Origin of the sequence: Cellulomonas wangsupingiae (assembly GCF_024508275.1) — a bacterium.
GTDB classification, from domain to species: domain Bacteria; phylum Actinomycetota; class Actinomycetes; order Actinomycetales; family Cellulomonadaceae; genus Cellulomonas; species Cellulomonas wangsupingiae.
The window spans coordinates 3,542,588-3,567,244 of sequence record NZ_CP101989.1; the positions used below are offsets into that span (position 1 = coordinate 3,542,588).

The window sequence follows — 24,657 nt, forward strand, 5'->3', positions numbered from 1 at the left end:
CGGACGGGGGCGGGGAGGTGGACCGCAGGTGAGCGGCCTGGGCGACCTCGTCGCGCGCCTGTTCGGGCGCGCCCCGCGGCACGTGGTGACGATCGAGGAGGACCCGGTCCCCACGGCCGAGCAGATCGCGACCGCCGTGCGCGACGTCGAGACGAGCATCGAGGGGCGGGTGCCCGCGGCGGTGACGGCGCGCGTGCACCGCATCACCGGGACGGTCGAGGAGATGGTGCCGCGGCTGGACCGCTTCGGCGTGGGTGACCGGCAGGCGTACACGGTCGTCGCGACCGCGACGAGCTACCTGCCGGAGGCCGTCGAGGGGTACCTGCGGCTGCCGCGGGACTTCGCGGACCGCCGCGTGGTGTCGCGCGGCAAGACGTCGCTCATGCTGCTGTGCGACCAGCTCGACCTGCTGGCGATGACGCTCGAGAAGATCTCCGACGCGGTGTCGCGGGCCGACGCCCAGGCGCTGGTCGCGCACGGGCAGTTCCTCGCCGAGAAGTTCGGGCAGTCGTCGCTGGACGTGCCCGGGGCGGGTGCGCCGTGAGCGCGCTGCCGGGGGCCGTCGACGCGCTCGTCGCGGCCGGCACCGCGGCCGGCCTGCCGCCGGCGGACGTGCGCGACGAGGGCGAGCGCCTGGCCGCTGCCGTCGCCGAGTCGGTGACGGGTGCGGGCCCGGCGTGGCTCGCGGCGCTCGGCCGGTCCGACGCCGAACTCACGCCGTTCTTCGCCGCGGCCGCGTCCGCCCGCCGCTGGCGGCACGCCCCCACGGACCTGCTGACGTCGCTCGTCGCCGTCCGCTCACCGCACGCGGCCGCTTACGCCGACGCGCTCGCCCACGTCGCGTCCGCCGCGTGCGACCTGGGCACCCCGGACCTGCAGGTGGTGGCCGCCGCCTCGGTCACGGCCGCCGTCCAACGGGCCGCCGCCGCCCTGGCCCCCGCCCCCACCCCCCCGGCCGCGAGAGAGCAATCCAGTCACCTCTCCCCCGTGCTGGATCGCACCGTCACCACCGGGAGGGGGGACCCCGACCCCCACCCCCCGGGCGCGAGAGAGCAATCCGGTCATGTCGGGTCCGGCTCGACCGGGGCCGCGGACGACGCCCCCGAGAAGACGTTCGACGAGCTGCTCGCCGAGCTCGACGCGCTCGTCGGCCTCGACAGCGTCAAGCGCGAGATCCGCCAGCAGGCGCAGGTGCTGCGGGTCGAGCGGCTGCGCGCCGACGCCGGCCTGACGCGCCCGTCGCTGACGCGGCACCTGGTGTTCGTCGGCAACCCCGGCACGGGCAAGACCACCGTCGCGCGGCTCGTCGCCGGCCTGTACCGCGCGCTGGGCCTGCTGAGCAGCGGCCACCTCGTGGAGGTGGACCGCTCCGAGCTCGTCGCCGGGTACCTCGGCCAGACCGCCACCAAGACCACCGAGGTGGTGGCCAGGGCCCTCGGCGGCGTGCTGTTCATCGACGAGGCGTACTCCCTGGCGGAGGACCAGTACGGCGCCGAGGCCGTCAACACGCTGGTCAAGGACATGGAGGACCACCGCGACGAGCTCGTGGTGATCGTGGCGGGCTACCCGCTGCCCATGGCGAGGTTCCTCACCACCAACCCGGGCCTCGAGAGCCGGTTCGCCACCACCATCGCCTTCGACGACTACACCGACGCCCAGCTGCGCGAGATCTTCGCGCTCGCGGCGCGCACGGCCGACTTCGAGCCGTCCCCCGAGGCGCTGGACCTGGTCGAGCAGATCGTCGCCGCCCAGCCGCGGCACGAGGGCTTCGGCAACGGGCGCCTCGCCCGGAACCTGCTGGACCGCGCCGTCCTGCGGCACGCGTGGCGGCTGCGGGACGTCGCGGCCCCGACGGTCGAGCAGCTGCGCACGCTGCTGCCGGAGGACCTCGCGACGGACGTCGAGGACGTCGCCCCGGACCTGCCCGCGCCCGGAGCCCCCGACGCACCGGCACCCCCCGCCGTCACCACCCCGGCCAGCCCCACCGAGGAGCCCGCGTGACCACGACCGTCGTGCCCACGACACCGAGCGCACCCCCCGCGCCCGGCGCCACCGCGTCGGCCGCGGCCCCGGACCGTCCCACGAGCGGCTGGCGCTCCACGCCGGGCGGCCTGCGCCTGTGGGGTGCCGTGGCGGTGCTGGTCACGGCCCTGGCAGGGCTGCTCGCGCTGTGGACGACGACGAACCAGAGCACCGCGGTGGCCGGCGTCCGGGACGCCGCCGCACAGCTCGTCGGCCTGCAGGACGCGCGCAACCAGCTCGTCGCGGCGGACGCGGCGGCGACCACCGCGTTCCTCGTCGGCGGGCTGGAGCCCACCGACCTGCGGGCCGGGTACGACGCCGCGGTCGACGCCGGCGCGCACGCCCTGACGCTGCTCGCGGCGAGCGGGCCGGAGGGCGCCGAGGGCCTCGCGGGCGTGTCGGCGGACCTCACGACGTACACCGGGCTGGTCGAGCAGGCGCGCGCCAACAACCGGCAGGGCTTCCCCGTCGCCTCGGCGTACCTGGAGGAGGCGTCGACGGTGCTCCGCGAGGACATCGTCCCGGCGCTGGACGAGCTCGTGGCCGCCGAGCAGGACCGGGTGGACGGCGAGCTCCGGCTCGTGCGGATCGCCGCTCCCCTGGTGATCGGGACCGCGTTCCTCGCGCTCGCCGTGCTCGTCGGCGTGCAGGTGTGGGTCGCCCGCCGCACGCGCCGACGGCTGAACGCCGGGCTCGTGGGCGCGACGGTCGCGGTGCTGGTGATCGGCGTCGTGGGCGGCATCACGCTCGGCGGCACCTCGTCGGCCGCGACCCGCGTGCACGACGAGGCGTACGCGGCGACGGTCGCGACGTCCCAGGCGTTCGCGCTGGTGAACGACGCCCGCTCGATGGAGGCGTTCACGCTCATCCGCCGCGGGTCGGGGGCCGCGTACGAGGAGTCGTTCGTGACGAGCGTCGCGGACGCGCGCACCGCGCTCGAGGGCGACGGCGCGCGCCTCGACGGGTCGCTGGTCGACCGGCTGGACGCGTGGGTCGCGGCGCACGAGCAGGTGCGGGCGCTGGACGACGCCGGCGACTGGGACGGTGCGGTCGCGCTGGTCACCAGCGAGGACCCGGGGGCGCCGCCGGCGCTGTTCGACGACCTGTCCACGACGCTCGCCGCGGCCGTGGAGACGGGCGGCGCGGACGTCGCCGACGGGCTGCGGGGAGGCGGCGCCTGGGTCGGGTGGCTGCTCGCCGCGCTGGGCGCGGGCGGCGCCGTGCTCGCCTGGACGGGGCTGCGCGCACGACGGGAGGAGTACCGATGAGCACACGCACGACGGACACCTCGCACGGGGACGGCGCCGCGCGCCGGCGCCGGGTGCTGCGCGCAGCGCTCGCGACGGCGGCGTTCGTGGCCGTCGCGCTCGGCGGCTGCGCACGGCCCGCCCCCGGGGGCACGGCCGTGATCCCCCCGGCGGCCGAGGCCGCCGCCGCGCCCGCCCCGGCCGCGGCGGAGTGCGCCGACGCCATCACGTCGTACGCGCCGACCACGGGCACGCAGATCCCGGCGGGCTCGACGATGGAGGCCATCCGGTCACGCGGCCACCTGGTCGTCGGGGTGTCCGCGGACACCCTGCGCATGGGTGCGCGCAACCCGTTCACGGGGCAGATCGAGGGCTTCGACATCGACGTCGCGCGGCAGGTCGCCCAGGCGATCCTCGGCGACCCCGACGCGATCCGGTTCCGCGTCATCACGGCCGGCGACCGCATCCCCGTCCTCGTGGACCACGAGGTCGACCTGGTCGCCCGCGCGTTCACCATGAACTGCGAGCGCTGGGCGGACATCGCCTTCTCCGCGGAGTACTTCACGGCCGGGCAGAAGGTGCTGGTCAGCACGGAGTCCGAGGCGACGGGCATCGAAGGGCTCGCCGGGCGGCGCGTGTGCGCACCCGAGGGCACGACGACGCTCGAGCGGCTCGCCGACTACGACGTCGAGGCCGTCGGGGCGCGGACCCACTCCGCCTGCCTCGCGCTGTTCCAGCAGGGGCGCGTCGACGCGATCACCGGCGACGACACCGTCCTGGCCGGGTTCGTCGCGCAGGACCCGTACGCGCGCGTCGTCGGCGAGGCGTTCAGCGCCGAGCCGTACGGCCTGGGCATCCCCGCCGACCAGGTCGACATGGCACGGTTCGTCAACGCCGTCCTCGACGGCATGAAGGCCGACGGCACGTGGACGCAGCTCTACGACCGCTGGCTGGGCGAGGCCCTGGGCCCGGCGCCCGCACCGCCGTCGTCCGTGTACGGACGGTCGTGACCCCGACCGCCATGGCTGCCGCGTCCGCCGACGTCGTCGCTCCCGTCGCCCCCGGGCGGCTGGGCGAGGCCATCGGCGCGCGCGACCTCATGACGTACCTCGACGGCCTCCTGACGTGGCTCGACGACCGGCGGTCCCGGCTGGACGCGCTCGACACCGCCGCGCAGGCGACCGCCGACTCCGAGCGGTACACGCCGGACGTGGTGCTCGCCCTGTCCGTGTGGCAGTCGGTGCGCACCCGCGCCGACGAGCTGCTGGCGGTGTGGGACGACGGGCGCGTGACCGAGGTCGAGCGGGAACGCATGTCGCAGCTCGTGTGGGGGCGGGTCGACACGCGCGCCGGCGCCTCGCCGGTCTCGCTGCCCGAGGCGCTGACGCTGTGCGACGCGATGGTCTCGGCGCTGCGCACACGCCTCGCGTTCGACCCGGACACCGCCGACGTCGTCGCCCGGCTGCGCGGGGTGCGCGCGGCGCTCGTCCGTGCCGAGGACCTCGCCGGCTCCGACACCGCCGCCCACGAGCGGCTCACGGCGCTGCGGGACCGCGAGCAGCGCCTGTCGGCGCAGGCGGCCCGCGGTGGCGACGTCTCGGGACCGCTGACGGAGCTGGAGACGCGGACCGCGCACGCCGAGCGCGACCTCATGGTGGCGGTGTCCCAGCGCCGGTCGGCCGCGCGGGCCCGCGTCGACGCCCAGGCCACGGCCGCCGCCCTCGAGGCCCGCGAGCCGGCGCTGCACGCCCTGGCCGAGCGCTGCCGCCGCGAGGTGGCCCACCCGCCGCGCCTCGCGGTGCCCGACGTGTCGCGCCTCGGCCCGGTCCCGTTGGACCGCGACGCCCTCGACGCGTTCGTCGCCCGGCTCGACGCGGTCCGCCGCGCCCTCGACGCCGCGCAGGACGCGTACAGCGCGCCGCTGCGGGAGCGCGCCGAGCTGCGCTACCGCCTGGGACGCGCGGCGAGCCTCGCGTCGTCCAACGGCCGCGACGCGTCGCCCACCGTGCGCGCGGCGCACGACGAGGCACGGGACGCCGTCGGGACCACGCCCTGCGACGTGGGCCTCGCACGCGCCCTCGTCGAGCAGTACGAGCACCTCGCCCGGCCTCTGCCGGGCGGACCGGGAGGAGCCCGATGACCACCGCGACCGCCTGCCGCGAGCCCGGCTGCACGGGGACGTACGAGGACGGCTGGTGCGACGTGTGCGGGTCGCCCGCACCCGCCGGCGCCACGTCGACGACCACGGGGACGGCGACGCCGCCGGCCACCGGCCCGGCGCCCGGCGGCGCAACGGGTGCACGCACCCCGTCCGCGATGCTCGGCACCGGCATCGCGCCCGGTGTCCCCGCACCCGGGCGCGCGGGCGCCGACCCCGAGGCGGAGCGCTCCACCCGCACCGGCCGCACCAGCTCGACGCGGCTCGCGTCGGCGGCACTCGGCTCGGCACGCACGGCCGCGACCGGCTCGCGCGCGACGCGGCGCCTGGGCACGTCCTCGACGCGCCTGCGGCGCGCACGCCTCGGCGCCGGCCTGACGACGGTCCCGCCCGCCCCGGTGGACGACCCGCTGCAGGCCGTCATGACGGACCCGCAGGTCCCGGAGCGCAAGCGGTTCTGCGCCGCGTGCGGCGAGCCCGTCGGGCGGGGCCGCGACGGCGTCCCGGCGCGCACCCAGGGCTTCTGCCCGTCGTGCGGCGCCCGGTTCGACTTCGACCCGCGCCTGACGCCCGGCACGCTCGTAGGCGGGCAGTACGAGGTCGCCGGGTGCCTCGCGCACGGCGGCATGGGCTGGATCTACCTGGCCCGCGACCGCAACGTGTCCGGCCGGTGGGTCGTCCTCAAGGGCCTGCTGAACAGCGGCGACCCGGACGCGGTCGCCGCGGCGATCTCCGAGCGGCAGTTCCTCGCGCGTGTCGAGCACCCGCTGATCGTCGAGATCTACAACTTCGTGCAGCACGACGGCGACGGGTACACCGTCATGGAGTTCGTCGGCGGGCGGTCGCTGAAGGAGCTGCTGACCGACCGCCGCGAGGCCTCCGGGCACGTCGACCCGCTGCCCGTCGACCAGGCCCTCGCGTTCGTCCTCGAGGTGCTGCCCGCGTTCGCGTACCTGCACGACGTGGGCCTGCTGTACTGCGACTTCAAGCCCGACAACGTCATCCAGGCCGGCGACGCCCTCAAGCTCATCGACATGGGCGGCGTCCGGCGCATCGACGACGACCAGTCCGCGATCTACGGCACGGTCGGGTACCAGGCGCCGGAGGTGCCGGTCGACGGCCCGTCCGTCGCGTCGGACGTCTACACGATCGGCCGCACCCTGGCCACGCTCGTCCTGGACTTCCGCGGCAACACCACGACGTACGTCGCGGCGCTGCCCCCGGTCGACGAGACCCCCGTGTTCGCGCGGTACGACTCGTTCTACCGGCTGCTCGCCAAGGCGTGCGCACCCGACCCGTCGGACCGGTTCGGGTCCGTCGACGAGATGCGCGCCCAGGTGCTCGGGGTCCTGCGCGAGGTCGTCGCCGCCGACCGCGGCGCGGGCGACCCCCCGCTGACCAGCGCCGCGTCCGTGCTGTTCGAGCCGCCCGTGACCGACCACGTCGACCGGCCGCTGGCGTGGGACGAGCTGCCGGCGCTCAAGGTCGACCCGGACGACCCCGCTGCCGGGTGGCTGTCCGGCGTCAACGTGACGGACCCGGAGCAGCGGCTCGCGGCCCTCGCGGACGCACCGGACGACACCGTCGAGGTCCGTCTGCTGCGCGCGACCAGCGCGATCGAGGCGGGACGTCCCGACGTCGTGACGGCCGCGGTCGAGGCGATCCTCGCCGACGACCCGTGGGAGTGGCGCGCGGTGTGGACGCAGGGCCTCGCGCAGCTCGCGACCGGGGACCCCGTGGGGGCGCGCGCGTCGTTCAACGCCGTCTACGGGCAGGTCCCGGGCGAGCTCGCGCCCAAGCTGGCGCTCGCGGTGGCCTGCGAGCTGTCCGGCGAGCCGGGGATCGCGGAGCAGCTCTACGCGACGTGCGCCTACGCCGACGCCAACTACACGGCCCCTGCCGCGTTCGGCCTCGCGCGCCTGCGCCTGGCGTCCCTGCACCTCGACGACGCCCTCGCGGCGCTCGACCTGGTGACGCCGACGCGCAGCTCCTACCCGCAGGCGCGCCTCATGCGGGCCCGGATCCTCGCCCGGTCACGCAGCGACCTGCCCTCGCTGGCCGCCGCGCTCGACTCGGTGCGCACGGTGTCGCTCGCACCGGCCGAGCACGCGGCCCTGCGGGTCGACGTGCTGAGCACCGCGCTCGCGACGGTGGACGCGGGCGGTACGGCGCCCGGCGTGACCCTCGACGGCGCTCCGGCGACCCGCGCCGGTGTGACCGACGCGCTGGAGGCCGCGTACCGCGACCAGGCGGCCCTCACCGAGGACCGTGCGACGCGCGTCGCGCTCGTCGACCGCGCCAACGAGGTGCGCAGGTGGACGACGTGGTGAACGAGGCCCCCGGGGCCGCGGCCCCGGCTGCCGGGGGGACGGTGTGCGCCGCGTGCGGTGAGCGCGCCGGTGACGGTGCGCGGTTCTGCGAGTCGTGCGGTGCGCCGCTCGCGGCGGCGGCGCCGGCGGCCGAGGTGACGCCGACCGCGGCGGAGGTGGCGCCGGAGGTCGTGGCGGCGGAGGTGGCGGCGGAGCCGGCCGTCGGACCGTCGACGGCAGACGCACCCGGGACCGGGCCCGTCCCGCACCCGGACGCGTGCCCGGCCTGCGGCGGGGAGGTCGCGACCGACGGCTACTGCACGCAGTGCGGCGCCCGTGCACCCGTCGAGCGCGACCACCGCGAGGAGCAGCCGGCGCCTCACGTCGCCGGCGTCAGCGACGTGGGCGTGCGGCGCCGCCGCAACGAGGACGCACTCGCCCTGGGCGTCGTCGGCGACGTCAGCGTGCTCGTCGTGTGCGACGGCGTGTCCTCCGCACCCGACTCCGACGTCGCCAGCCAGGCGGCGGCCACCACGGCGCGCGACGTCCTGGTGGCCGGCGCCGCCGACGTCGGCGCGGACGACGCCGCCGGGTGGTCGCGGCTCCTGGTCGCGTCCGGGCACCGTGCCGACGCCGCCGCGCACGCCGCCGTCGACGACGCGACAGCCCGGCAGGACCCGCCGTCGTGCACGTTCGCCGCCGCGGTCGCCGGCCCGACGCTGCTGGTCGCGGGCTGGCTGGGCGACTCCCGCGTCTACTGGCTGCCCGACGCGGGCACGCCCGAGCAGCTCACCGAGGACGACTCGGTGGCCGCCGAGCTCATGGCCGGCGGCATGTCCCGCGCCGCGGCCGAGCGCTCCCCCGACGCGCACGCCATCACCCGGTGGCTCGGCGCCGACGCCGGCGAGACGACGGCCCGCACCGTCGCGACCCGCCCGTCCGGGCCCGGCTGGGTGCTCGCGTGCTCCGACGGCCTGTGGAACTACGCCTCGGCCCCGGAGGTCGTCGCCGACCTGCTGCGCGAGGCCGTGCGGCGCGTCGGCACGGACCCCCTGGCCCTGTCGCGCGACCTGGTCGCCTGGGCCAACGCCCGCGGCGGGCACGACAACGTGACGGCCGCGCTCGCACGGGTCACCGGGCCCACGGCCGGTGACGCCGACGCGCACGAGGCTGACGCCGGCACCGCACCCACGGCACGGCGACGACCTCCCGGTAACCTCCGGGAACAGCCTGTCGCACCCGCACCCTGACCGTCACCGATCCGTCCGTCGCACCACCGCACCGACCCCGACGAGGAGCCAGCGTGGCCACGTTCCGTGCCGACGTCTTCCAGAACGAGTTCCTGCCCGACGGCGGGACCGACGTCCACGCCATCGTCACGGTCACCGCGCAGGGCGTCGGAGGTGCGGCGACCGCCGCCGGCGGCGTCGCGGAGATCATCATGGTCGACACGTCGGGCTCGATGACGGGGCCCATGCTCGCGGCCGCGAAGCACGCGGCGCAGGTCGCGCTCGACCACATCCCCGACGGCACGTGGTTCGCGATCGTCAGCGGCAGCCACGTCGCGCAGCGCGTCTTCCCGTACCCGAACGCGCCGGTCGCCATCGTGCAGATGGAGCCCGCCGCGCGCGCGGAGGCCAAGCGCGCGGTGTCGCGCCTGGGCGCGCAGGGCGGCACGGCGATGAGCACGTGGCTGCGCCTGGCCGACAAGATCTTCGCGACCCAGCCGGCCGTGACGCAGCGGCACGCGATCCTGCTGACCGACGGCAAGAACGAGTCGGAGCCGCGCGAGCAGCTCACGTCGGCGATCCGCGACGTCACCGGCCGGTTCCAGTGCGACGCGCGCGGCGTCGGGGAGCGGTGGCAGGTCGACGAGCTGCGCGAGATCGCGACGGCGCTGCTCGGCAGCGTCGAGCTGATCGCCGACCCGGCGGGCATCGCCGACGACTTCCGGGCGCTGCTCGCGGCCTCGCTGTCCCGCGGCGTCTCGGACGCGCAGCTGCGGGTGTGGACGCCGCAGGGCGGGCAGGTCCTGTTCGTCCGGCAGGTCGCGCCGACCGTCGAGGACCTCACGGCGCGGCGCACCGCGGTGACGCCGCTGATCGGCGGGTACCCGACGGGCGCCTGGGCGGACGAGTCCCGCGACTACCACGTGGCCGTGCGGGTGCCGTCCAAGCCGCTGGGGTCCGAGCAGCTCGCCGCGCGCGTGCAGGTCGCCGTCGGCGACGAGGTCGTCGCGTCCGGGCTGGTCAAGGCCGCCTGGTCCGACGACGCGTCCCTGACGGCGCGCATCAGCCCCGAGGTCGCGCACTACACGGGCCAGGCGGAGCTCGCGTCCGTCATCCAGGAGGGCCTGGCGGCCAAGGCCGCCGGCGACGAGGCGACGGCCACCGTCAAGCTGGGCCGGGCGGTGCAGCTCGCCGCCGAGACCGGCAACGAGGAGGCGACGTCGAAGCTGCGTCGCGTGGTGGAGATCGAGGACGAGGAGCACGGCACGGTGCGACTGAAGCGCGGCGCGTCCCGCCTGGACGAGATGGCCCTGGACACGGCCTCGACGAAGACGTCGCGGGTGCGGCGATGAGCGTCACCTGCCCCGAGGGGCACACGAGCGCGTCGACCGACTACTGCGACGTGTGCGGAGCGCCGATCGGCACGCCGTCCGCGGTCGCTTCGCCCACCCCGTCCGCCGCGGCGCCGACGCCTGCCACGTGCCCGCACTGCGGCTCCCCCGCCGCGACCGGGGCCCTGTTCTGCGAGAACTGCGGCTACGACTTCACGACCGGCGCCGCGCCGCACGTCCCCGCGACCTCGTCGCTCGACCTGGGGGCGACGGCTCCGGCGCCCGCGGGTGCGGCCACCGCCGGCGCCCCGACGACCGCGGTCCCGTCCGGCACGGGTGCCACCCCGGCGCCCGACCCGCTGGAGCCGCCCCCGGCCGTCGCGTCACCGCCGGGAACCGGGGCGGCGCCGCCGTCCTCCGTGACGTCTCCGGCCACCGGGGCGTCGCCGACGACCACCGACCCCTCGGCCCCGCTCGCCCCGCCGCTCGCCGGCGACGACGCGTGGGTCGCCGAGCTGTGGATCGACCCGGACTGGTACGCCGCGCAGCAGGCCGAGGACCCCATGCCGTCCGTGGGCCTGCCCGTGCTGGTGCCGCTGCGGGAGCGCAGCGTGCTCGTCGGCCGCCCGTCGGCGTCGCGCAACATCCGCCCGCAGGTCGACGCGGGTGCCGACAGCGGCGTGTCCCGCCGGCACTGCCAGCTCAACACCGACGGCCACCGGTGGTGGGTCGAGGACCTGCAGTCGTCCAACGGCACGTTCGTCGCACGCGTCGGCGAGGCGCTGCCGGAGAACCCGATCCGGCCCGGTCAGCGGCACGAGCTGCAGGACGGCGACCGCCTGTACATCGGCTCCTGGACCCGCCTCGTCGTCCGCCGAGCCCTCCCGGGCGAGGTCTGACCACCCGCCCACCCCTCGCCGACAGCTCAATCCAGTCGCACCGCCCTCTCGCCGACATGTCAATCCAGTCACGCCCGCGACAGGTCGATCCAGTACCCCCCCGACAGGTCGATCCAGCCGCTTCCTCTGTGATGTCCCGCGCGACGCACCGGGGAGCCGGCGCGGGTGCGGGCGCGCCCCTGCTCGTGCCCGCGGCGTGGCACCGGCAGGCGCGTCACCTCACCGCACCCGCCCGACCCCAGCACCCTGTCGACGCATGCGCCGAACCTACCGATTCCGGACACCCCGCAGGGCCGATGCCCACCCCCTGTGGACACCACCCGCCGAGCGCGGCACACGACCGTCGAGCGCGGGGAAAACGAGTACCGCGCTCGGTGGTCGTCTACCGCGCTCGGCGGCCGGGGCGTCGTAGGGTCGGCCCCATGGCACGCAGCATCGCGACGACCACCACCGTCGACCTGGCCGGGCTCCTGGAGTTCGTGCGCCCGCGGCACCACCTGCTGCTGGTGACCACGCGCGCGGACGGGCGCCCGCAGGTCTCCCCGGTGAGCGGCGGCGTGGACGACGCCGGACGCATCGTCATCTCGACGTACCCCGACCGGGCGAAGGTCCGCAACGCCGAGCGCGACCCCGACGTGAGCGTCTGCGTGCTCTCCGACGAGTGGGACGGCCCCTGGGTGCAGGTCGACGGCCGCGCCGAGGTGCTGCACATGCCGCAGGCCGAGGACGCGCTCGTCGACTACTACCGCTGCATCGCCGGCGAGCACCCCGACTGGGCCGAGTACCGCGCGGCGATGCGCCTGCAGGGCAAGAGCCTGATCCGCGTGACGCCGGAGCGCTGGGGCCCGCTCGCGACGGGCGGCTTCCCGGCCGACGTCGCCGCACGCCTCGACGCCGCGACCTGAGGCATCGACGCACCAGGCGTCCCGCATCGTGGGACGAGGTCCCCGCGAGACCGGGCCTGGTGCGCTGATCGCCGCCCAGAGCGACGCCAGGCCCGGTCTCGCGAGCCGCACGTCCCACCTGGTGGGATCGGTGGCCGAGACCCTCAGCGGACGCCGGCGCCGGGGTGCACGATCAGCCAGGTGGCGACCGTGACGTCGTCGGACCGGTTGCTCAGCCGGTGCGGCGTGGTGCACGCGTAGGAGATGGTGTCGCCGGCGCGCAGCATGACGCGCTCGTCGGCGAAGTCGATCGTCAGCTCGCCGCGCACGACCGTCCCGATCTCGTACCCGACGTGGGTCACGAGCTCGTGCTGGCGGCCCGCGACGGTGTGCGGCGGGTAGGTGGACTCGAAGAAGTCGACGTCGTGCGAGACCCCGGGCGACAGCCGCCGGTACACGACGCCCCCCTCGAGGGTGACGGACTCGACCTCCACCGCGCGGCGCACGACGTACCCGTCGGGCACGCCCGACAGCTCGACGTCGGGCGTGCCGGACGTCCCGCCGAACACGTCGACGAGGGTCGCGTCGACGGCCGTCACGAGCTCGAAGAGCCGGTTGACCGAGGGGCGCAGGACGCCGCGCTCGATCTGCGAGACCGCGCTGGCGGAGATGCCGAGCCTGCTCCCGACCTCGCGCAGCGTCAGGCCGCGGTCCTCGCGCAGCTCGCGCAGCCGCGCACCGAGCTGCTCGGCGTCGAAGGACGCCAGGAGGCTGCCTGTGTCCGGTGCGGTGCTCACGCCGTCCTCTCCGTCGGTACCTGCGTGAAGCAGGAAGTTCACGTCGCAGAAACCTGCCCTGGGTTGTGAAGCCATAGATTCACGGATCAGAGCGGTCCTGCAGCGCCTGCTTCACAGGTCCGCTCACGGTACGTGACTCCCCCACCCCTGGCCAGGGTGGACGCCCGGTCGGACCACGACCTTCGGCACCCCGGTGCCCGCTCGACGCACCCCTCCCGAGTCCCGAGTGCGAGGACCGCCATGACCGCTCCGCACGACACCCCCGCCGTCACCCCGACCGACGCACCGCCGCCACCCGCGGCCGCCCTGGCCGCCGCGTCCCCGCACGACCTCGTCCAGGCCGCGGGCATGCCCGTGGGCGCGGGCGAGATCAAGGCGACGTACGACCCGCGGCTGACCAACGAGGACCTGGCGCCGCTGAAGAAGCAGACCTGGTCGTCGTACAACATCTTCGCGTTCTGGATGTCCGACGTGCACAGCGTCGGCGGCTACGTCACCGCCGGCTCGCTGTTCGCGCTCGGCATCGCGTCCTGGCAGGTGCTCGTCGCCCTCGTCGTCGGCATCGTCATCGTGCAGGTGTTCTGCAACCTCGTCGCCAAGCCCAGCCAGAAGACGGGCGTGCCGTACCCGGTCATCAACCGCGCGATCTTCGGGGTGCTCGGCGCCAACATCCCCGCCGTCATCCGCGGCCTGATCGCCGTGGCCTGGTACGGCGTCCAGACGTTCCTCGCGTCCGAGGCGCTCAACATCATCTTCCTCAAGTTCCTGCCCGGCTCCGCCGCGCTGCTCGAGCCCTCGTTCCTGGGTCTGTCCGCGCTCGGCTGGATCTCGTACGCGATCCTGTGGGTCGCGCAGGCCGCGGTGTTCTGGAACGGCATGGAGACGATCCGCCGGTTCATCGACTGGGCCGGCCCCGCGGTGTACGTCGTCATGATCGTCCTGGCCGTCTACCTGGTCTCCGAGGCCGGTTGGAGCAACATCTCCCTCAGCCTGTCGTCCGGGCCGCCGATGACGTTCGCGGCGTCGATCCCCGTCATGCTCTCGGCCATCGCGCTCGTGGTCTCGTACTTCGCCGGCCCCATGCTGAACTTCGGCGACTTCTCGCGCTACGGGCACTCGTTCGCCGCCGTCAAGAAGGGCAACTTCCTCGGCCTGCCGGTCAACTTCCTGTTCTTCTCGCTGCTGACCGTGGTGTGCGCGTCGGCCACCGTGCCCGTGTTCGGCGAGCTGATGACCGACCCCATCAAGACCGTCGAGGCCATCGACACACCGTTCGCCATCCTGCTGGGCGGTCTGACGTTCGTCACCGCGACCGTCGGCATCAACATCGTCGCCAACTTCATCTCCCCCGCGTTCGACTTCTCGAACGTCTCCCCCCAGCGCATCTCGTGGCGCACCGGCGGCATGATCGCGGCGGTCGGCTCCGTGCTCCTCACGCCCTGGAACTGGTACGCCAACGACGACGCGATCCACTACACGCTCGGGGTGCTCGGCGCCCTCATCGGCCCGCTCTTCGGCATCCTCATCGCCGGGTACTACGTCATCGGCAAGCAGCGCGTCCACGTCGACGACATGTTCACCATGGCCCCCACCGGCCGGTACTGGTACACCCGAGGCTACAACCGCAACGCGGTCGCGACGGTCGTGGGGGCGGGGCTCGTGGCGGTCGCGGCGGCCGTGCTGCCCAAGCCGCTGGCGGCGCTCGGCCTGCTCGACGTCCAGTGGATCGCGTCGTACTCCTGGTTCATCGGCTGCGGCGTCGGGTTCGCGATGTTCGTGTGGCTCGAACGCCGCAACCCGCAGATCCCGGTGCTCGACGGGTCCGAGGCGCACGTCTCCGACGGCACGCAGGACACCCCGGCGGTCGTCAGCCACCACGCCGAGCCCACGGGCTCCTGAGGTCCGTCGTGACCGACGACATCCACCTCCGGGTCGTCAACCCCAACACCACCCGGGCGATGACCGACCTGATCGGTCGGTCCGCCCGGGTGGTGGCCGGGCCCGGGGTCACGGTCGAGGCCGTGCAGCCCAGCACCGGTCCGGCCTCGATCGAGAGCCACTACGAGGAGGCGCTGGCCGCGGTCGGCGTCCTCGAGCAGGTGCTGCTCGGCGAGGCGCAGGGCGTCGACGCGTACGTCGTCGCGTGCTTCGGCGACCCGGGGCTCGACGCGGCGCGCGAGCTGGCGCGCGGGCCGGTCCTCGGCATCGCCGAGGCGGCGTTCCACGCCGCGTCGATGGTCGCGCGGCGGTTCAGCGTGGTGACGTCGCTGGGCCGCACGGCCGGCCGGGCGCACGAGCTGGTCGAGCGCTACGGCTTCGCAGGCGCGTGCGCCGCGGTGCACGCGTGCGAGATCCCGGTGCTGGCGCTCGAGGACCCGGCGTCTGGCGCGCTGGACCGCGTGACGGCGGCGTGCCGCGCGGCCGTCGAGGCCGACGACGTGGACGCGGTGGTGCTCGGCTGTGCCGGGATGGCGGCGTTCACCGGGCGGATCTCCGACGCGGTGGGCGTCCCCGTCGTCGACGGGGTGGGTGCGGCGACGGCCTTCGCCACCGGACTGGTCCGGGCCGGGCTGCGGACCTCGACCCGCGGCGAGTACGCCGCACCGCCGCCCAAGCCGGTCACCGGGCTGCTCGGGGGGTTCGCGATCAGGCCGACGCGCCCTCCGGCCGCCGTCCCCTCCGGCTGACCCGGACCCTCACCAGGGGTGCAGCTCCGGCGACGGGCCGGGGTACGCCGCGAACGTCGCGCGCTCCTCGTCCGTGAACGGCCGCGGCGTGTGCGTCTCGTGGTCGAGCTGCACCATGCGGGAGCGGGCTCGCAGCGCGACGGTCGCGCCAGGCGCCTCGCCGTCGAGGACCTCGTACGCGAAGTCCACCGACGAGCGGCCCAGGCGCGGCACCCAGACCTCGACGACGACGGGCGCGGGCCGGAACCGGATCGGCGCGAGGTAGTCGATCTCGTGCTTGACGACGACCAGCCGCGACGCGGTCATCGCACCGACCTCGTCGACCCCCATGAGCGGGAAGAGCGTGAAGCGCGCGTCGTCGAGGAACCGCAGGAACGCGGCGTTGTTGACGTGACCGAACAGGTCGACGTCCGACCAGCGGACCTGCATCACGACGCGGCCGCGGCCGGTCTGCGGCAGTCCCGGGGCGGCGTCGGGGACGGCCCCCGGTCCGGACGTCGGCGGGTCGGCGGGCGCGGTGCGGTGGCTCACGGGCTCACGCTACCCACCGCGCCGCACGACGCGGCCGCGGGCGGGTGCACGATGGGTGCGCGACGACCCCGACCCCGCAGGGAGCACCGTGCCGCACGACGCCCGTCCGCCGACCGTCACCGTCCTGACCGGGGCGGGCATCTCGACCGCGTCCGGCATCCCCGACTTCCGCGGCCCGCAAGGCGTGTGGACGCAGGACCCGGACGCCGCCACCCTCCTCGAGATCGACGCGTACGTGCGCGACCCGCACGTCCGCGAGCGCGGGTGGCGCATGTGGGCCGAGCACCCCGTGTGGCACGCGCGGCCGACGGCGGCGCACCGCGCGCTCGTCGAGCTGGAGCGCGCCGGGGCGCTGATCGCGGTGCTCACGCAGAACTTCGACGGCCTGCACCAGGCGGCGGGGTCCGCGCCGGACGTGGTCGTCGAGCTGCACGGGACGCTCGCGACCACGTCGTGCCTGCGGTGCGGGGCGACGACCCCGACCCGGGACGTCCTCGCGCGGCTGCCGGTCGAGCCGGACCCGGCGTGCACCGCGTGCGGTGGGGTGCTCAAGCCCGACGTCGTCTACTTCGGCGAGCGCCTGCCCGACGACGCCGTCGAGCGTGCGGTCGCGGCGGCCACCGACGCGCACACGCTGGTCGCGGTGGGCACGACGCTCACCGTCCACCCCGTGGCGGGCCTCGTGCCGCTGGCCGTGGAGTCGGGTGCGCGGCTCGTCGTCGTCAACGCCGAGCCGACGGCGTACGACCACCTGGCCGACGAGGTCGTCCGCGACCCCATCGAGGAGGCCCTGCCCGCCCTGGTCGCCGACGTGCTCGCGGCCCGCTGACACCCGGTGTGAGCGAGACCGAGGAGGCGCCGGCGGACCGTGGCGTCGCCTCGCCGGGTGGGCGTCGCCGTCAGGTGAGCCAGTCGCGGACCGCCGCGACGACCGGTGCGTCGGCCGGTCCGTGGGCGCCGGGGACGACGACGAGCGTCGTGGGACCCGCCAGCGTCGCGAGGTGCGTGGCGAGCTCGTCGGGCGTGCCGAACGGGTCGGTCGCGCCGCTGACCGCCAGGACGGGCACGGTGACGCGCGGCAGGTGCTCGACCCGCAGCGACCCGGGCTTGCCGGGCGGGTGCAGCGGGTAGGACAGGAGCAGCAGGCCGGCGACCGCGAGACCGTCCGCGACGGCCATCGAGCTCATCCGCCCGCCGAACGACCGCCCGCCGACGACCAGCCGCTCGGTCCCCACGCCCAGGTCGGCCGCGAACGCGTCGGCCTCCTCGCGCACCCGGGCGGGTGCGGCCGTCGCACCGCGCGGCAGGTCGACACGCCGCACCGGCAGCCCGACGGCCGTCAGCGCGGTGTCGAGCGCGACGAGGGTGCGGTTGTCCCGCGTCGCGCCCGCCCCGGGTGCCAGCAGCACTCCCGCGACGTCGACCGGCCCGGACCCCGCCCGCAGCACCCGCACCTCCACCATCCCCCCATCCTCCCGCCCCACCCACCACCCCGGGGCGCGAGAGAGCAATCCAGTCACCCCACCCCGGGCGCGAGAGAGCAATCCAGTCACCCCACCCAGGGCGCGAGAGAGCAATCCAGCATCCTTCCCACGACTGGATCGCACTCTCACGACCAGGGGGGCACCCACCCCCGACTGGAATGCACTCTCACCACCACCAAGGGGAGCCACCCGGGCGCGAGAGAGCAATCCAGCATCCTTCCCACGACTGGATCGCACTCTCACGACCAGCGGGGGGCACCCACCCCCGACTGGAATGCACTCTCACCACCACCCCGGGGGGACCCACGCGCGACTGGATCGCACTGTCACCACCACCGGGACGGGCCCGGTCGCTGCCGGCCGGGCGACATCACCCTCCCCCGACACCGGGGAAGGGCATTCCCCCAGGTAGCCTGCCCGCCGTGAACCGCGACACCGTCTCCTCGTCCGACCGCACCCGGGCCGGTGTGCTCTGCGAGCGCATCGAGGGCGTCTTCGACCAGCGGGTCGTGGGGCAGCAGCAGCTGCGCACGTCGCTCGTGGTCGCGCTGATGTGCGGGGGCCACGTGCTGCTGGAGTCGGTGCCCGGTCTGGCCAAGACGACCGCCGCCCAGACGCTCGCCCAGGCCGTCTCCGGGTCGTTCCACCGCATCCAGTGCACCCCGGACCTCATGCCGTCGGACATCGTCGGCACGCAGGTCTTCAACTACGGGACGTCGCAGTTCACGACGCAGCTCGGCCCGGTGCACGCCAACGTCGTCCTGCTCGACGAGATCAACCGCTCGTCGGCCAAGACGCAGTCCGCGATGCTCGAGGCGATGCAGGAGCGGCAGACCACCATCGCCGGGGAGATCCACAAGGTCCCGTCGCCGTTCATGGTCCTGGCCACGCAGAACCCCATCGAGGAGGAGGGCACGCACGTGCTGCCCGAGGCCCAGATGGACCGGTTCCTGCTCAAGGAGGTCCTCGACTACCCGGACGCCGAGCAGGAGGTCGAGATCCTCGACCGCATCTCCGACGGGCGCATGACGCGGCCGATGCGCGCGAACCCGCTGACCCTCGACGAGGTCGCGTGGCTGCAGCGGCTGGTCGACCAGGTGTACGTCGACTCCTCGATCCGCCGGTACGTCGTCGACCTGGTCGCCACGACGCGCGGCCGCGGTCCGGTGCAGGTGCCGGGCCTGGACCGCCTCGTGCGCGTCGGCGCCAGCCCGCGCGGGTCGATCTCGCTGATGCGCGTCGCGCAGGCCGTGGCGCTGCGGGCGGGCCGCGGCCACGTCGTGCCCGAGGACGTCCACGCGCTGCGCAACGCCGTGCTGCGCCACCGCATCGTGCGCACGTTCGACGCCATCGCGGACGACGTGTCGACCGAGTCGATCGTCACGTCGGTGTTCGACGCGGTCCCGGTGCCCTGACCCGTGCCCGCCCGGTCCCGCCTCGCGCTGGTGCGCGCGCGCCTGCAGCTGCCCACGCTGCGGCGCGCCACCGGCCTGCTCGACGGGCGGCACGAGGCGGTGTGGAAGGGCCACGGCGACGAGGTCGACGACCTGCACGTCTACACCCCCGGTGACGACGTCGGCGACATCGACTGGCGGGCGTCGGCCCGGTCGGCGCAGCCCGTGGTCAAGCGGTACGTCGCGACGTCGAACGTCGCGCTCGTCCTCGTCGTCGACACCGGCCGGCACATGTGCGCGACGTCCGCCGGCGGGGAGCCCAAGCACGAGGTGGCGCTGCTGGTCGCCGACGTCGTCGCGCACCTGGCGCACCAGCGCGGGGACCGGGTCTCGCTGCTGGCCGGTGACGCCGGGCGCGTGGTGGAGGTCCCGCCCGGCGCCGGCACCACGCACCTGGAGGTGCTGCTGCGCCGCCTGCAGCGCACGTTCGACCCGGACGCGCCCGAGGGCGATCTGACCCGGCTGCTGGAGCGGGCGCTGCGGCGCACGGCGCGCCGCTCGCTGGTCGTGGTCGTCACCGACGAGGCCCGTCCGGGCGCCGACGACGAGCGTGCGCTCGCCCGGCTGCGCACGCGGCACGAGGTGATGGTCGTGCAGGTCGTGGACGCCGACCTGTTCGCCGCCGGGCTCGGCACGGCACCGGGGACGCTCGCGGGCGCGTCGCCGTCGCGGGACCGGGGACGGCCCGTCGTGGCGCCGCCGCACAGCCGCACGGTCCGTGACGTGGTCAGCGGCTGGTCGCTGCCCGCGTACCTGCGGGGACGACGGGCCGTGCGGGACGCGGTGGCGGCGGCGCGCACCGCCCGCCACGCGGAGGTCCGCACCCGGATGCGCCGCCTGGGCGTGCGGTCCGTGACCGTGGAGAGCACGCACGACGTCCTCGACGAGATGGTCGCGCTGCTGGGGAGGTCCCGCCGTGCCGGGCGCTGAGCTGGTCGACCCCGTCGCGTACGCGTCGTGGTGGCCGTGGGTCGCGCTCGGCATCGTCGTCGCCGTCGTCGCCTACTACGTGTGGGCGGTGCGCTCGACGCGCGCACCCGCGCCGACGCCCGCGCCGACGCCGCTGGCCGCGTCGGCGCCCCCCGCACCGGCGTCGCGGCGCGACCCGTACGGCGCGCTGCGCGGCACCGCGCTGGCACGGCTGGACGAGGTCGAGCGGCGGTACCGCGCCGGCGAGGTCGACGAGCGCGGCGCGCACCTGGAGATCCGGTACGCGGTGCGGGAGTTCGCGACCGGTCGCACGGGTGTGGACACCTCCGCGATGACCGCGGCCGCCGCGCGCGCGGACCGCCGGACCCGCCGCCTGGCGTCGCTGCTGGAGAACTCGTCCGTGCCGACGTTCGGCGCCACGTCGCGCACCCGCGTCAGCCGGTCGCTCGAGCAGGCCCGCAAGCAGGTGCGGACGTGGTGACGCGCGAGGGCCTCGAGGTGCCGTGGCTGGTGCCGGTGGTGCTGGGCGTCATCGTCGCCGCGCTCGTCGTCGGGCTGCTGGTGCGCGACCGGCGGGGCGTCACGCCGGTGGCCAACACCGACGACCTGCGCCGCGTCCCCGCGCTGCGGGCGTGGCGCGTGCGGTACGGCGCGCTGCGGGTGGCCGTCGCCGTGGCGGTGGCCGCGGCCGCCGTCGGCGCGGCCGTGCTCGCCGCGCGGCCCGTGACGGTCGAGGAGCGCACGCGCGAGCTCGCCAACCGCGACATCGTGCTGTGCCTCGACGTCTCGGGCTCGATGATCGAGTACGACGAGCGCGTCGTGGCCACCTTCGAGCGGCTCGTCGAGGGGTTCACGGGCGAGCGCGTGGCGCTGTCGGTGTTCGACTCCACGTCCGCCACGGTGTTCCCGCTGACCGACGACTACGAGCTGGTGACCGCGCAGCTGGGCGCGGCACGCGAGGTGCTCGCCGGTGACGCGTCCGCGGAGGCGACGGCCGACCTGTTCCGCGGCACGGACGGGCTCGAGGGCCAGGCGTCGCTCATCGGCGACGGCGTCGCGTCCTGCGCGCTGCTGTTCGACCAGCACGACGCGGACCGCTCGCGCTCGGTGGTGCTGGCGACCGACAACGAGCTGTGGGGGGACCCGGTGTACACGCTGCCCGACGCGGCGGCGCTGGCCGCGGAGCGCGGCGTCGCGCTGCACGCGCTCTTCCCCGACGACGAGCGGCTGGGTGCGGCGACCGCCGCGGAGCTGCGGATCGCCGCCGAGGGCACGGGCGGCACGTTCTGGGTCGTGGACGACGCCGACGCGGTGCCGCAGATGCTCGCGCGCATCCAGGACAGCCAGCTCGCGGCCATGCAGGCGGCGCCGGAGCGCGTCGTGACGGACGACGGCGACGCGTGGGTGTGGCTGCTGTACGCGGCGGGACTGGCGGCCGTGCTGCTGGCGTGGCGGGTGCGCGCATGAGCGCCCGCGCGGTGGTGCCGGTGGTGGTCGTGCTGGTCACGGCGCTGCCCGTGCTCCTGCTGTGCGTCGCGCAGGCGCTCGGCCCGGTCGTGCGACGGGGGCGCGGGCGGGCGGGCGGCCCCCGCGCGGGTGCGTGGACGTGGTGGCGGCGTGCCGCGCTCGTCGTGGTGCTCGCGGCCGTCGGCCTGACGCCCACGGTCGCCGCGACGCAGAGCGGCGGCGCGCGCGTCGGGGTGCAGCTGTGGTTCGTCGTGGACCGCACGGGCTCGATGGCCGCCGAGGACTGGGGTCCGGGCGACCCCGTGGTGCGCGCGCCGGGCCTGCCCCCGGTCCCCGCCGTGCAGCGGCTCGACGGGGTGCGGCACGACGTGGTGTCGCTGACCGGCGACGTGACGGGCGCGTTCTACTCGGTGGTCGCGTTCGCCGACGAGGCCGGCACCCAGCTGCCGCTGACGGACGACGCGACGGCGGTCCGCTCGTGGGCGCAGACGATGACGCAGGAGGTCACGGCCGGGTCGACGGGCACGCGCCGCGACCGCGCGCTCGACGTCCTGCACAGGTCGCTGCAGGACGCGCAGGAGCGCGACCCCGGCATGGTCCGCCTCGTCTTCTACCTGTCCGACGGCGAGCAGACCGTCGAGGACGAGCAGGCGGCACCGGAGGGTGCCGGCTTCGCGGACGTCGCGGCCCTCGTCGACGGCGGGGCCGTCCTGGGGTACGGCACCGCCGCGGGTGCGCCGATGCGGCAGCACGACGGCACCCTCGATCCCGACGCCCCGTACATCCCCGACCCGGAGGACCCCACGCGCCCCGCGCTGTCGCACACCGACGAGACCGCGCTGCGCGAGGTCGCGGCGCAGCTGGGCGTGCCGTACGTGCACCGCGACGGCCCGACGAGCACCGCCGACCTCGTCGCCGACATCGACGTGGAGGCGATCGCCGCCGACGGTCGCGCGGACCTCAGCACGCGTCGTGACCTCGTCTGGCCCCTCGCGCTCCTGGCGGGTGCGCTGCTCGCCGCCGAGGCGTGGACGTGGGCGCGTGCGTCGAGCCGCCTGCGGGGGCGACGATGAGCCGCCGCGCCGACGCCGCGCGGGCCCGCCGCCAGGCCGCCGCCGCCCAGCGGGACGCGGCACGCGCCGCCGCCCTCGCCAGTCGCGCCGCCGTCCTGCGCGCGGGCCGCCAGACCTCCGCGCAGCGCCGCGCCGCCAGGCGCGACCGCATCCGTGCCCTGCCCCCGCACGTGCGCCGCCGCCGCCGGCTCCTGCGGTGGTCGTGGCTGCCGGCGCTCCTCCTGCTCGGCGCCGCCGCCAACCTGGCGCTGCTGGGGCCGGAGTACCGCGGCGCGCGTGCGGCGTACGACGCGGACGACGTGTGGGACGCCGTCGACGCGTTCGACCGGATCGACCGGTGGACGTTCGTCGAGCCCTGGAAGGGGCCGTTCAACGCCGGCACGGCGCGGTACCGCGCCCGCATGTACGACAGCGCGGTCGAGTACCTGGACGAGGCGCTCGCGAAGGTGCCGGACGAGCACCGTTGCGTCGTCCAGACCAACCGGGCGCTCGCGCTGCAGGCCGCCGAGGCGGAGACCACCGCGCGTGCGGAGGAGCAGCTGGAGTACGCGCAGGCCGTCGCGGAGGCGACCGCCGCGCAGGCGGCGGGCGAGCCGTTCGACGCCGAGGTCCTCGAGCCGCTGTACGAAGGGGGCGACCCGCCCGCCGTGGACGAGGAGCTCTGGTACGCGGGGTACCTCTTCCGGAGCGCGGCCGACGACGCGGCGCTGGCCGCGGAGGCGCTCGCGGACCCCGCCTGCACGCCTCCCCCGTCGCAGGGCGGCGGGTCGCAGGACGAGCAGGACCAGGGCGGCGGCGCCGACGAGGAGCAGGCCGACCAGGACCAGCAGCAGGACCAGCAGGACCAGGAGCAGGACGAGCAGGACCAGCAGGACCAGGACCAGCAGCAGGGCGACGACGGGCAGCCCGACCCCGCGACGTCCGCCGAGCAGCGCATGCAGGAGCTGCTCGCCGCGGCCGGCGAGCTCGAGCGGCTCGCCCACGCCGCGTCGGAGGGCACGCTCGACGAGGTGCCGACGCCCGGCGCCGGACAGCCGCCGACGCAGGACCCGGGGCAGGCGGAGGCCGAGCGTCAGGAGCGGCTGGCCGAGCGCAACCAGGAGGCCGGCGGCGGCGGGGGCGCCGAGGAGGCACCCGGGGGCGGGGACGGGACGGGGACCGCACCCGGCGGCGGCAGCGGGCCGGGCACGGGCGGGGGCGGGGGTGGCCGCAACTGGTGACGCGGCGTTGCCGGTGACGCGGCGCTGCCGGTGACGCGGCGTCCCGGGGCGCCCGGCGTCCGGTGCGAGGATCGAGACGTGCCTGCGACCACCCCGCCCGTACCCGACCTGCCGACGACCGGTCCGGTCCCCGACGTGCGTCTCGTCGCCGTCGACATGGACGGCTCGCTGCTCGACGACGCCAAGCGGATCGACCCGTCGTTCTGGCCGCTGCTCGACGAGCTCGTCGCCCGCGGCGTGACGGTGTGCCCCGCGAGCGGCCGGCAGTACGCGACGCTGCGCCGCCAGCTCGGACGCGACGACCTGGTCTACATCGCGGAGAACGGCGCGCACGTGGTCCGGGACGGTGCGGTGCTCGCCGTCGACGGCCTCGACGCCGAGGTCGCGCGGGAGGTCGTGCGCGAGGTGCGGCGCCTGGCGGCCGGCGGGGCGGACGTCGGCGTCGTGCTCTGCGGGCAGGCCTCCGCGTACGTCGAGCGCACGGACCCGGCCTTCCTGGCCCAGTGCGAGCCGTACTACGCGCTGCTGGCGCGGGTGACCGACCTGACGGCGGTCGACGACACGGTCCTCAAGGTCGCGGTGTACGACTTCGGCCCGGCCGCCGTGGGGGCGGGGCCGGCGCTGGCCCCGTTCGGCGACGTCGCGAGCGTGCTGGTCAGCGGCGCCCACTGGGTCGACGTCATGAGCCCCACCGCGGACAAGGGCCACGCGCTGCGCGACGTGCAGCGCGCGCTCGGCGTCGGCGCCGCGCAGACCGTCGCGTTCGGCGACTACCTCAACGACGTGGGCATGCTCGAGGCGGCCGGGTGGTCGTTCGCGATGGACAACGCGCACCCGGACGTGCGGGCGCGGGCGCGGTACGTCGCGCCGTCGAACAACGACAACGGCGTGGTCCGCACGCTGCGGGCGCTCCTGCGCCTGCCGTGACGGGCGTG

The 24,657-nt window shown here is 75.7% G+C and carries 23 protein-coding genes; 20 read left to right on the forward strand and 3 right to left on the reverse strand.

The features are described from left to right. The first annotated feature begins 28 nt into the window (after nt 1-28). The 10 genes from NP075_RS16270 (at nt 29) to NP075_RS16315 (ending at nt 12,100) form a co-directional block, all read left to right on the forward strand. A complete protein-coding gene (locus tag NP075_RS16270; RefSeq protein WP_227566416.1) occupies nt 29-544 on the forward strand; it encodes a hypothetical protein in 516 nt (171 codons plus the stop codon). Continuing rightward, entirely contained in the window at nt 541-2,001 is a 1,461-nt protein-coding gene (locus NP075_RS16275) for an AAA family ATPase (protein WP_227566415.1), read from the forward strand. The genes NP075_RS16270 and NP075_RS16275 overlap by 4 nt, the downstream gene beginning before the upstream one ends. Beyond that, a complete protein-coding gene (locus tag NP075_RS16280; protein WP_227566414.1) occupies nt 1,998-3,290 on the forward strand; it encodes a hypothetical protein in 1,293 nt (430 codons plus the stop codon). Before NP075_RS16275 ends, NP075_RS16280 begins: the two co-directional genes overlap by 4 nt. After that, nucleotides 3,287-4,279, forward strand: coding sequence for a glutamate ABC transporter substrate-binding protein (locus NP075_RS16285; protein WP_256791244.1), 993 nt, complete (start codon nt 3,287-3,289; stop codon nt 4,277-4,279). The genes NP075_RS16280 and NP075_RS16285 overlap by 4 nt, the downstream gene beginning before the upstream one ends. Continuing rightward, the gene (locus tag NP075_RS16290; RefSeq protein WP_256791246.1) at nt 4,276-5,409 is read left to right on the forward strand and encodes a hypothetical protein; all 1,134 of its coding nucleotides are present in this window, start codon (nt 4,276-4,278) and stop codon (nt 5,407-5,409) included. The genes NP075_RS16285 and NP075_RS16290 overlap by 4 nt, the downstream gene beginning before the upstream one ends. Then, nucleotides 5,406-7,757: a serine/threonine-protein kinase gene (locus tag NP075_RS16295; protein ID WP_227566411.1), complete on the forward strand. Its 2,352-nt coding sequence runs from the start codon at nt 5,406-5,408 to the stop codon at nt 7,755-7,757. Before NP075_RS16290 ends, NP075_RS16295 begins: the two co-directional genes overlap by 4 nt. Continuing rightward, complete coding sequence (locus tag NP075_RS16300) at nt 7,742-8,986, forward strand: PP2C family protein-serine/threonine phosphatase (protein WP_227566410.1); 1,245 nt, start codon at nt 7,742-7,744, stop codon at nt 8,984-8,986. Before NP075_RS16295 ends, NP075_RS16300 begins: the two co-directional genes overlap by 16 nt. A gap of 53 nt (nt 8,987-9,039) precedes the next feature. Then, complete coding sequence (locus NP075_RS16305; protein WP_227566409.1) at nt 9,040-10,317, forward strand: VWA domain-containing protein; 1,278 nt, start codon at nt 9,040-9,042, stop codon at nt 10,315-10,317. Then, entirely contained in the window at nt 10,314-11,195 is an 882-nt protein-coding gene (locus tag NP075_RS16310) for an FHA domain-containing protein (protein WP_227566408.1), read from the forward strand. The genes NP075_RS16305 and NP075_RS16310 overlap by 4 nt, the downstream gene beginning before the upstream one ends. A 422-nt stretch (nt 11,196-11,617) precedes the next feature. Continuing rightward, a complete protein-coding gene (locus tag NP075_RS16315; protein WP_227566407.1) occupies nt 11,618-12,100 on the forward strand; it encodes a PPOX class F420-dependent oxidoreductase in 483 nt (160 codons plus the stop codon). A gap of 143 nt (nt 12,101-12,243) precedes the next feature. On the opposite strand, the gene NP075_RS16320 is transcribed toward NP075_RS16315, so the two are convergent. Beyond that, nucleotides 12,244-12,876, reverse strand: a complete 633-nt coding sequence (locus tag NP075_RS16320; protein ID WP_227566399.1) for a helix-turn-helix domain-containing protein — start codon at nt 12,874-12,876, stop codon at nt 12,244-12,246. Between the two features lie 240 nt (nt 12,877-13,116). Here NP075_RS16320 and NP075_RS16325 point away from each other — a divergent pair, with 240 nt between their 5' ends. After that, complete coding sequence (locus tag NP075_RS16325) at nt 13,117-14,775, forward strand: NCS1 family nucleobase:cation symporter-1 (protein WP_227566398.1); 1,659 nt, start codon at nt 13,117-13,119, stop codon at nt 14,773-14,775. A gap of 8 nt (nt 14,776-14,783) precedes the next feature. Next, nucleotides 14,784-15,563, forward strand: coding sequence for an aspartate/glutamate racemase family protein (locus NP075_RS16330; protein ID WP_227566397.1), 780 nt, complete (start codon nt 14,784-14,786; stop codon nt 15,561-15,563). Between the two features lie 9 nt (nt 15,564-15,572). Here the strand turns inward: NP075_RS16330 and NP075_RS16335 are convergent, their stop codons facing one another. After that, on the reverse strand, nt 15,573-16,094 hold the full coding sequence (locus NP075_RS16335; RefSeq protein WP_227566396.1) for an acyl-CoA thioesterase: 522 nt from the start codon (nt 16,092-16,094) through the stop codon (nt 15,573-15,575). Between the two features lie 55 nt (nt 16,095-16,149). Here NP075_RS16335 and NP075_RS16340 point away from each other — a divergent pair, with 55 nt between their 5' ends. Continuing rightward, nucleotides 16,150-16,923, forward strand: a complete 774-nt coding sequence (locus NP075_RS16340) for an SIR2 family NAD-dependent protein deacylase (protein ID WP_227566395.1) — start codon at nt 16,150-16,152, stop codon at nt 16,921-16,923. 70 nt (nt 16,924-16,993) lie between these two features. On the opposite strand, the gene NP075_RS16345 is transcribed toward NP075_RS16340, so the two are convergent. Further along, the gene (locus tag NP075_RS16345) at nt 16,994-17,557 is read right to left on the reverse strand and encodes an alpha/beta hydrolase family protein (RefSeq protein WP_227566394.1); all 564 of its coding nucleotides are present in this window, start codon (nt 17,555-17,557) and stop codon (nt 16,994-16,996) included. A gap of 443 nt (nt 17,558-18,000) precedes the next feature. On the opposite strand from NP075_RS16345, the gene NP075_RS16350 reads away from it, so the two are divergent. The 7 genes from NP075_RS16350 (at nt 18,001) to NP075_RS16380 (ending at nt 24,649) form a co-directional block, all read left to right on the forward strand. Next, the gene (locus NP075_RS16350) at nt 18,001-18,993 is read left to right on the forward strand and encodes an AAA family ATPase (protein ID WP_250788511.1); all 993 of its coding nucleotides are present in this window, start codon (nt 18,001-18,003) and stop codon (nt 18,991-18,993) included. Between the two features lie 3 nt (nt 18,994-18,996). Beyond that, nucleotides 18,997-19,962 (forward strand): DUF58 domain-containing protein, encoded by a 966-nt coding sequence (locus NP075_RS16355; RefSeq protein WP_227566393.1) that lies wholly within the window; start codon nt 18,997-18,999, stop codon nt 19,960-19,962. Then, a complete protein-coding gene (locus tag NP075_RS16360; RefSeq protein WP_227566392.1) occupies nt 19,949-20,443 on the forward strand; it encodes a hypothetical protein in 495 nt (164 codons plus the stop codon). Before NP075_RS16355 ends, NP075_RS16360 begins: the two co-directional genes overlap by 14 nt. Continuing rightward, complete coding sequence (locus NP075_RS16365; protein WP_227566391.1) at nt 20,437-21,429, forward strand: vWA domain-containing protein; 993 nt, start codon at nt 20,437-20,439, stop codon at nt 21,427-21,429. Before NP075_RS16360 ends, NP075_RS16365 begins: the two co-directional genes overlap by 7 nt. After that, entirely contained in the window at nt 21,426-22,502 is a 1,077-nt protein-coding gene (locus NP075_RS16370) for a VWA domain-containing protein (protein WP_227566390.1), read from the forward strand. The genes NP075_RS16365 and NP075_RS16370 overlap by 4 nt, the downstream gene beginning before the upstream one ends. Further along, nucleotides 22,499-23,722 (forward strand): hypothetical protein, encoded by a 1,224-nt coding sequence (locus tag NP075_RS16375; RefSeq protein WP_227566389.1) that lies wholly within the window; start codon nt 22,499-22,501, stop codon nt 23,720-23,722. The genes NP075_RS16370 and NP075_RS16375 overlap by 4 nt, the downstream gene beginning before the upstream one ends. A 78-nt stretch (nt 23,723-23,800) precedes the next feature. Further along, on the forward strand, nt 23,801-24,649 hold the full coding sequence (locus NP075_RS16380) for a Cof-type HAD-IIB family hydrolase (RefSeq protein ID WP_284439897.1): 849 nt from the start codon (nt 23,801-23,803) through the stop codon (nt 24,647-24,649). Nucleotides 24,650-24,657 lie beyond the last annotated feature (8 nt).

What these genes read in the sequence shown, in the direction of transcription:
- NP075_RS16285 (WP_256791244.1), top strand. Translation starts at nt 3,287, where the DNA reads ATGAGCACACGCACGACGGACACCTCGCACGGGGACGGCGCCGCGCGC.
- NP075_RS16295 (WP_227566411.1), top strand. Translation starts at nt 5,406, where the DNA reads ATGACCACCGCGACCGCCTGCCGCGAGCCCGGCTGCACGGGGACGTAC.
- NP075_RS16310 (WP_227566408.1), top strand. Translation starts at nt 10,314, where the DNA reads ATGAGCGTCACCTGCCCCGAGGGGCACACGAGCGCGTCGACCGACTAC.
- NP075_RS16315 (WP_227566407.1), top strand. Translation starts at nt 11,618, where the DNA reads ATGGCACGCAGCATCGCGACGACCACCACCGTCGACCTGGCCGGGCTC.
- NP075_RS16325 (WP_227566398.1), top strand. Translation starts at nt 13,117, where the DNA reads ATGACCGCTCCGCACGACACCCCCGCCGTCACCCCGACCGACGCACCG.
- NP075_RS16345 (WP_227566394.1), bottom strand. Translation starts at nt 17,557, where the DNA reads ATGGTGGAGGTGCGGGTGCTGCGGGCGGGGTCCGGGCCGGTCGACGTC.
- NP075_RS16370 (WP_227566390.1), top strand. Translation starts at nt 21,426, where the DNA reads ATGAGCGCCCGCGCGGTGGTGCCGGTGGTGGTCGTGCTGGTCACGGCG.
- NP075_RS16375 (WP_227566389.1), top strand. Translation starts at nt 22,499, where the DNA reads ATGAGCCGCCGCGCCGACGCCGCGCGGGCCCGCCGCCAGGCCGCCGCC.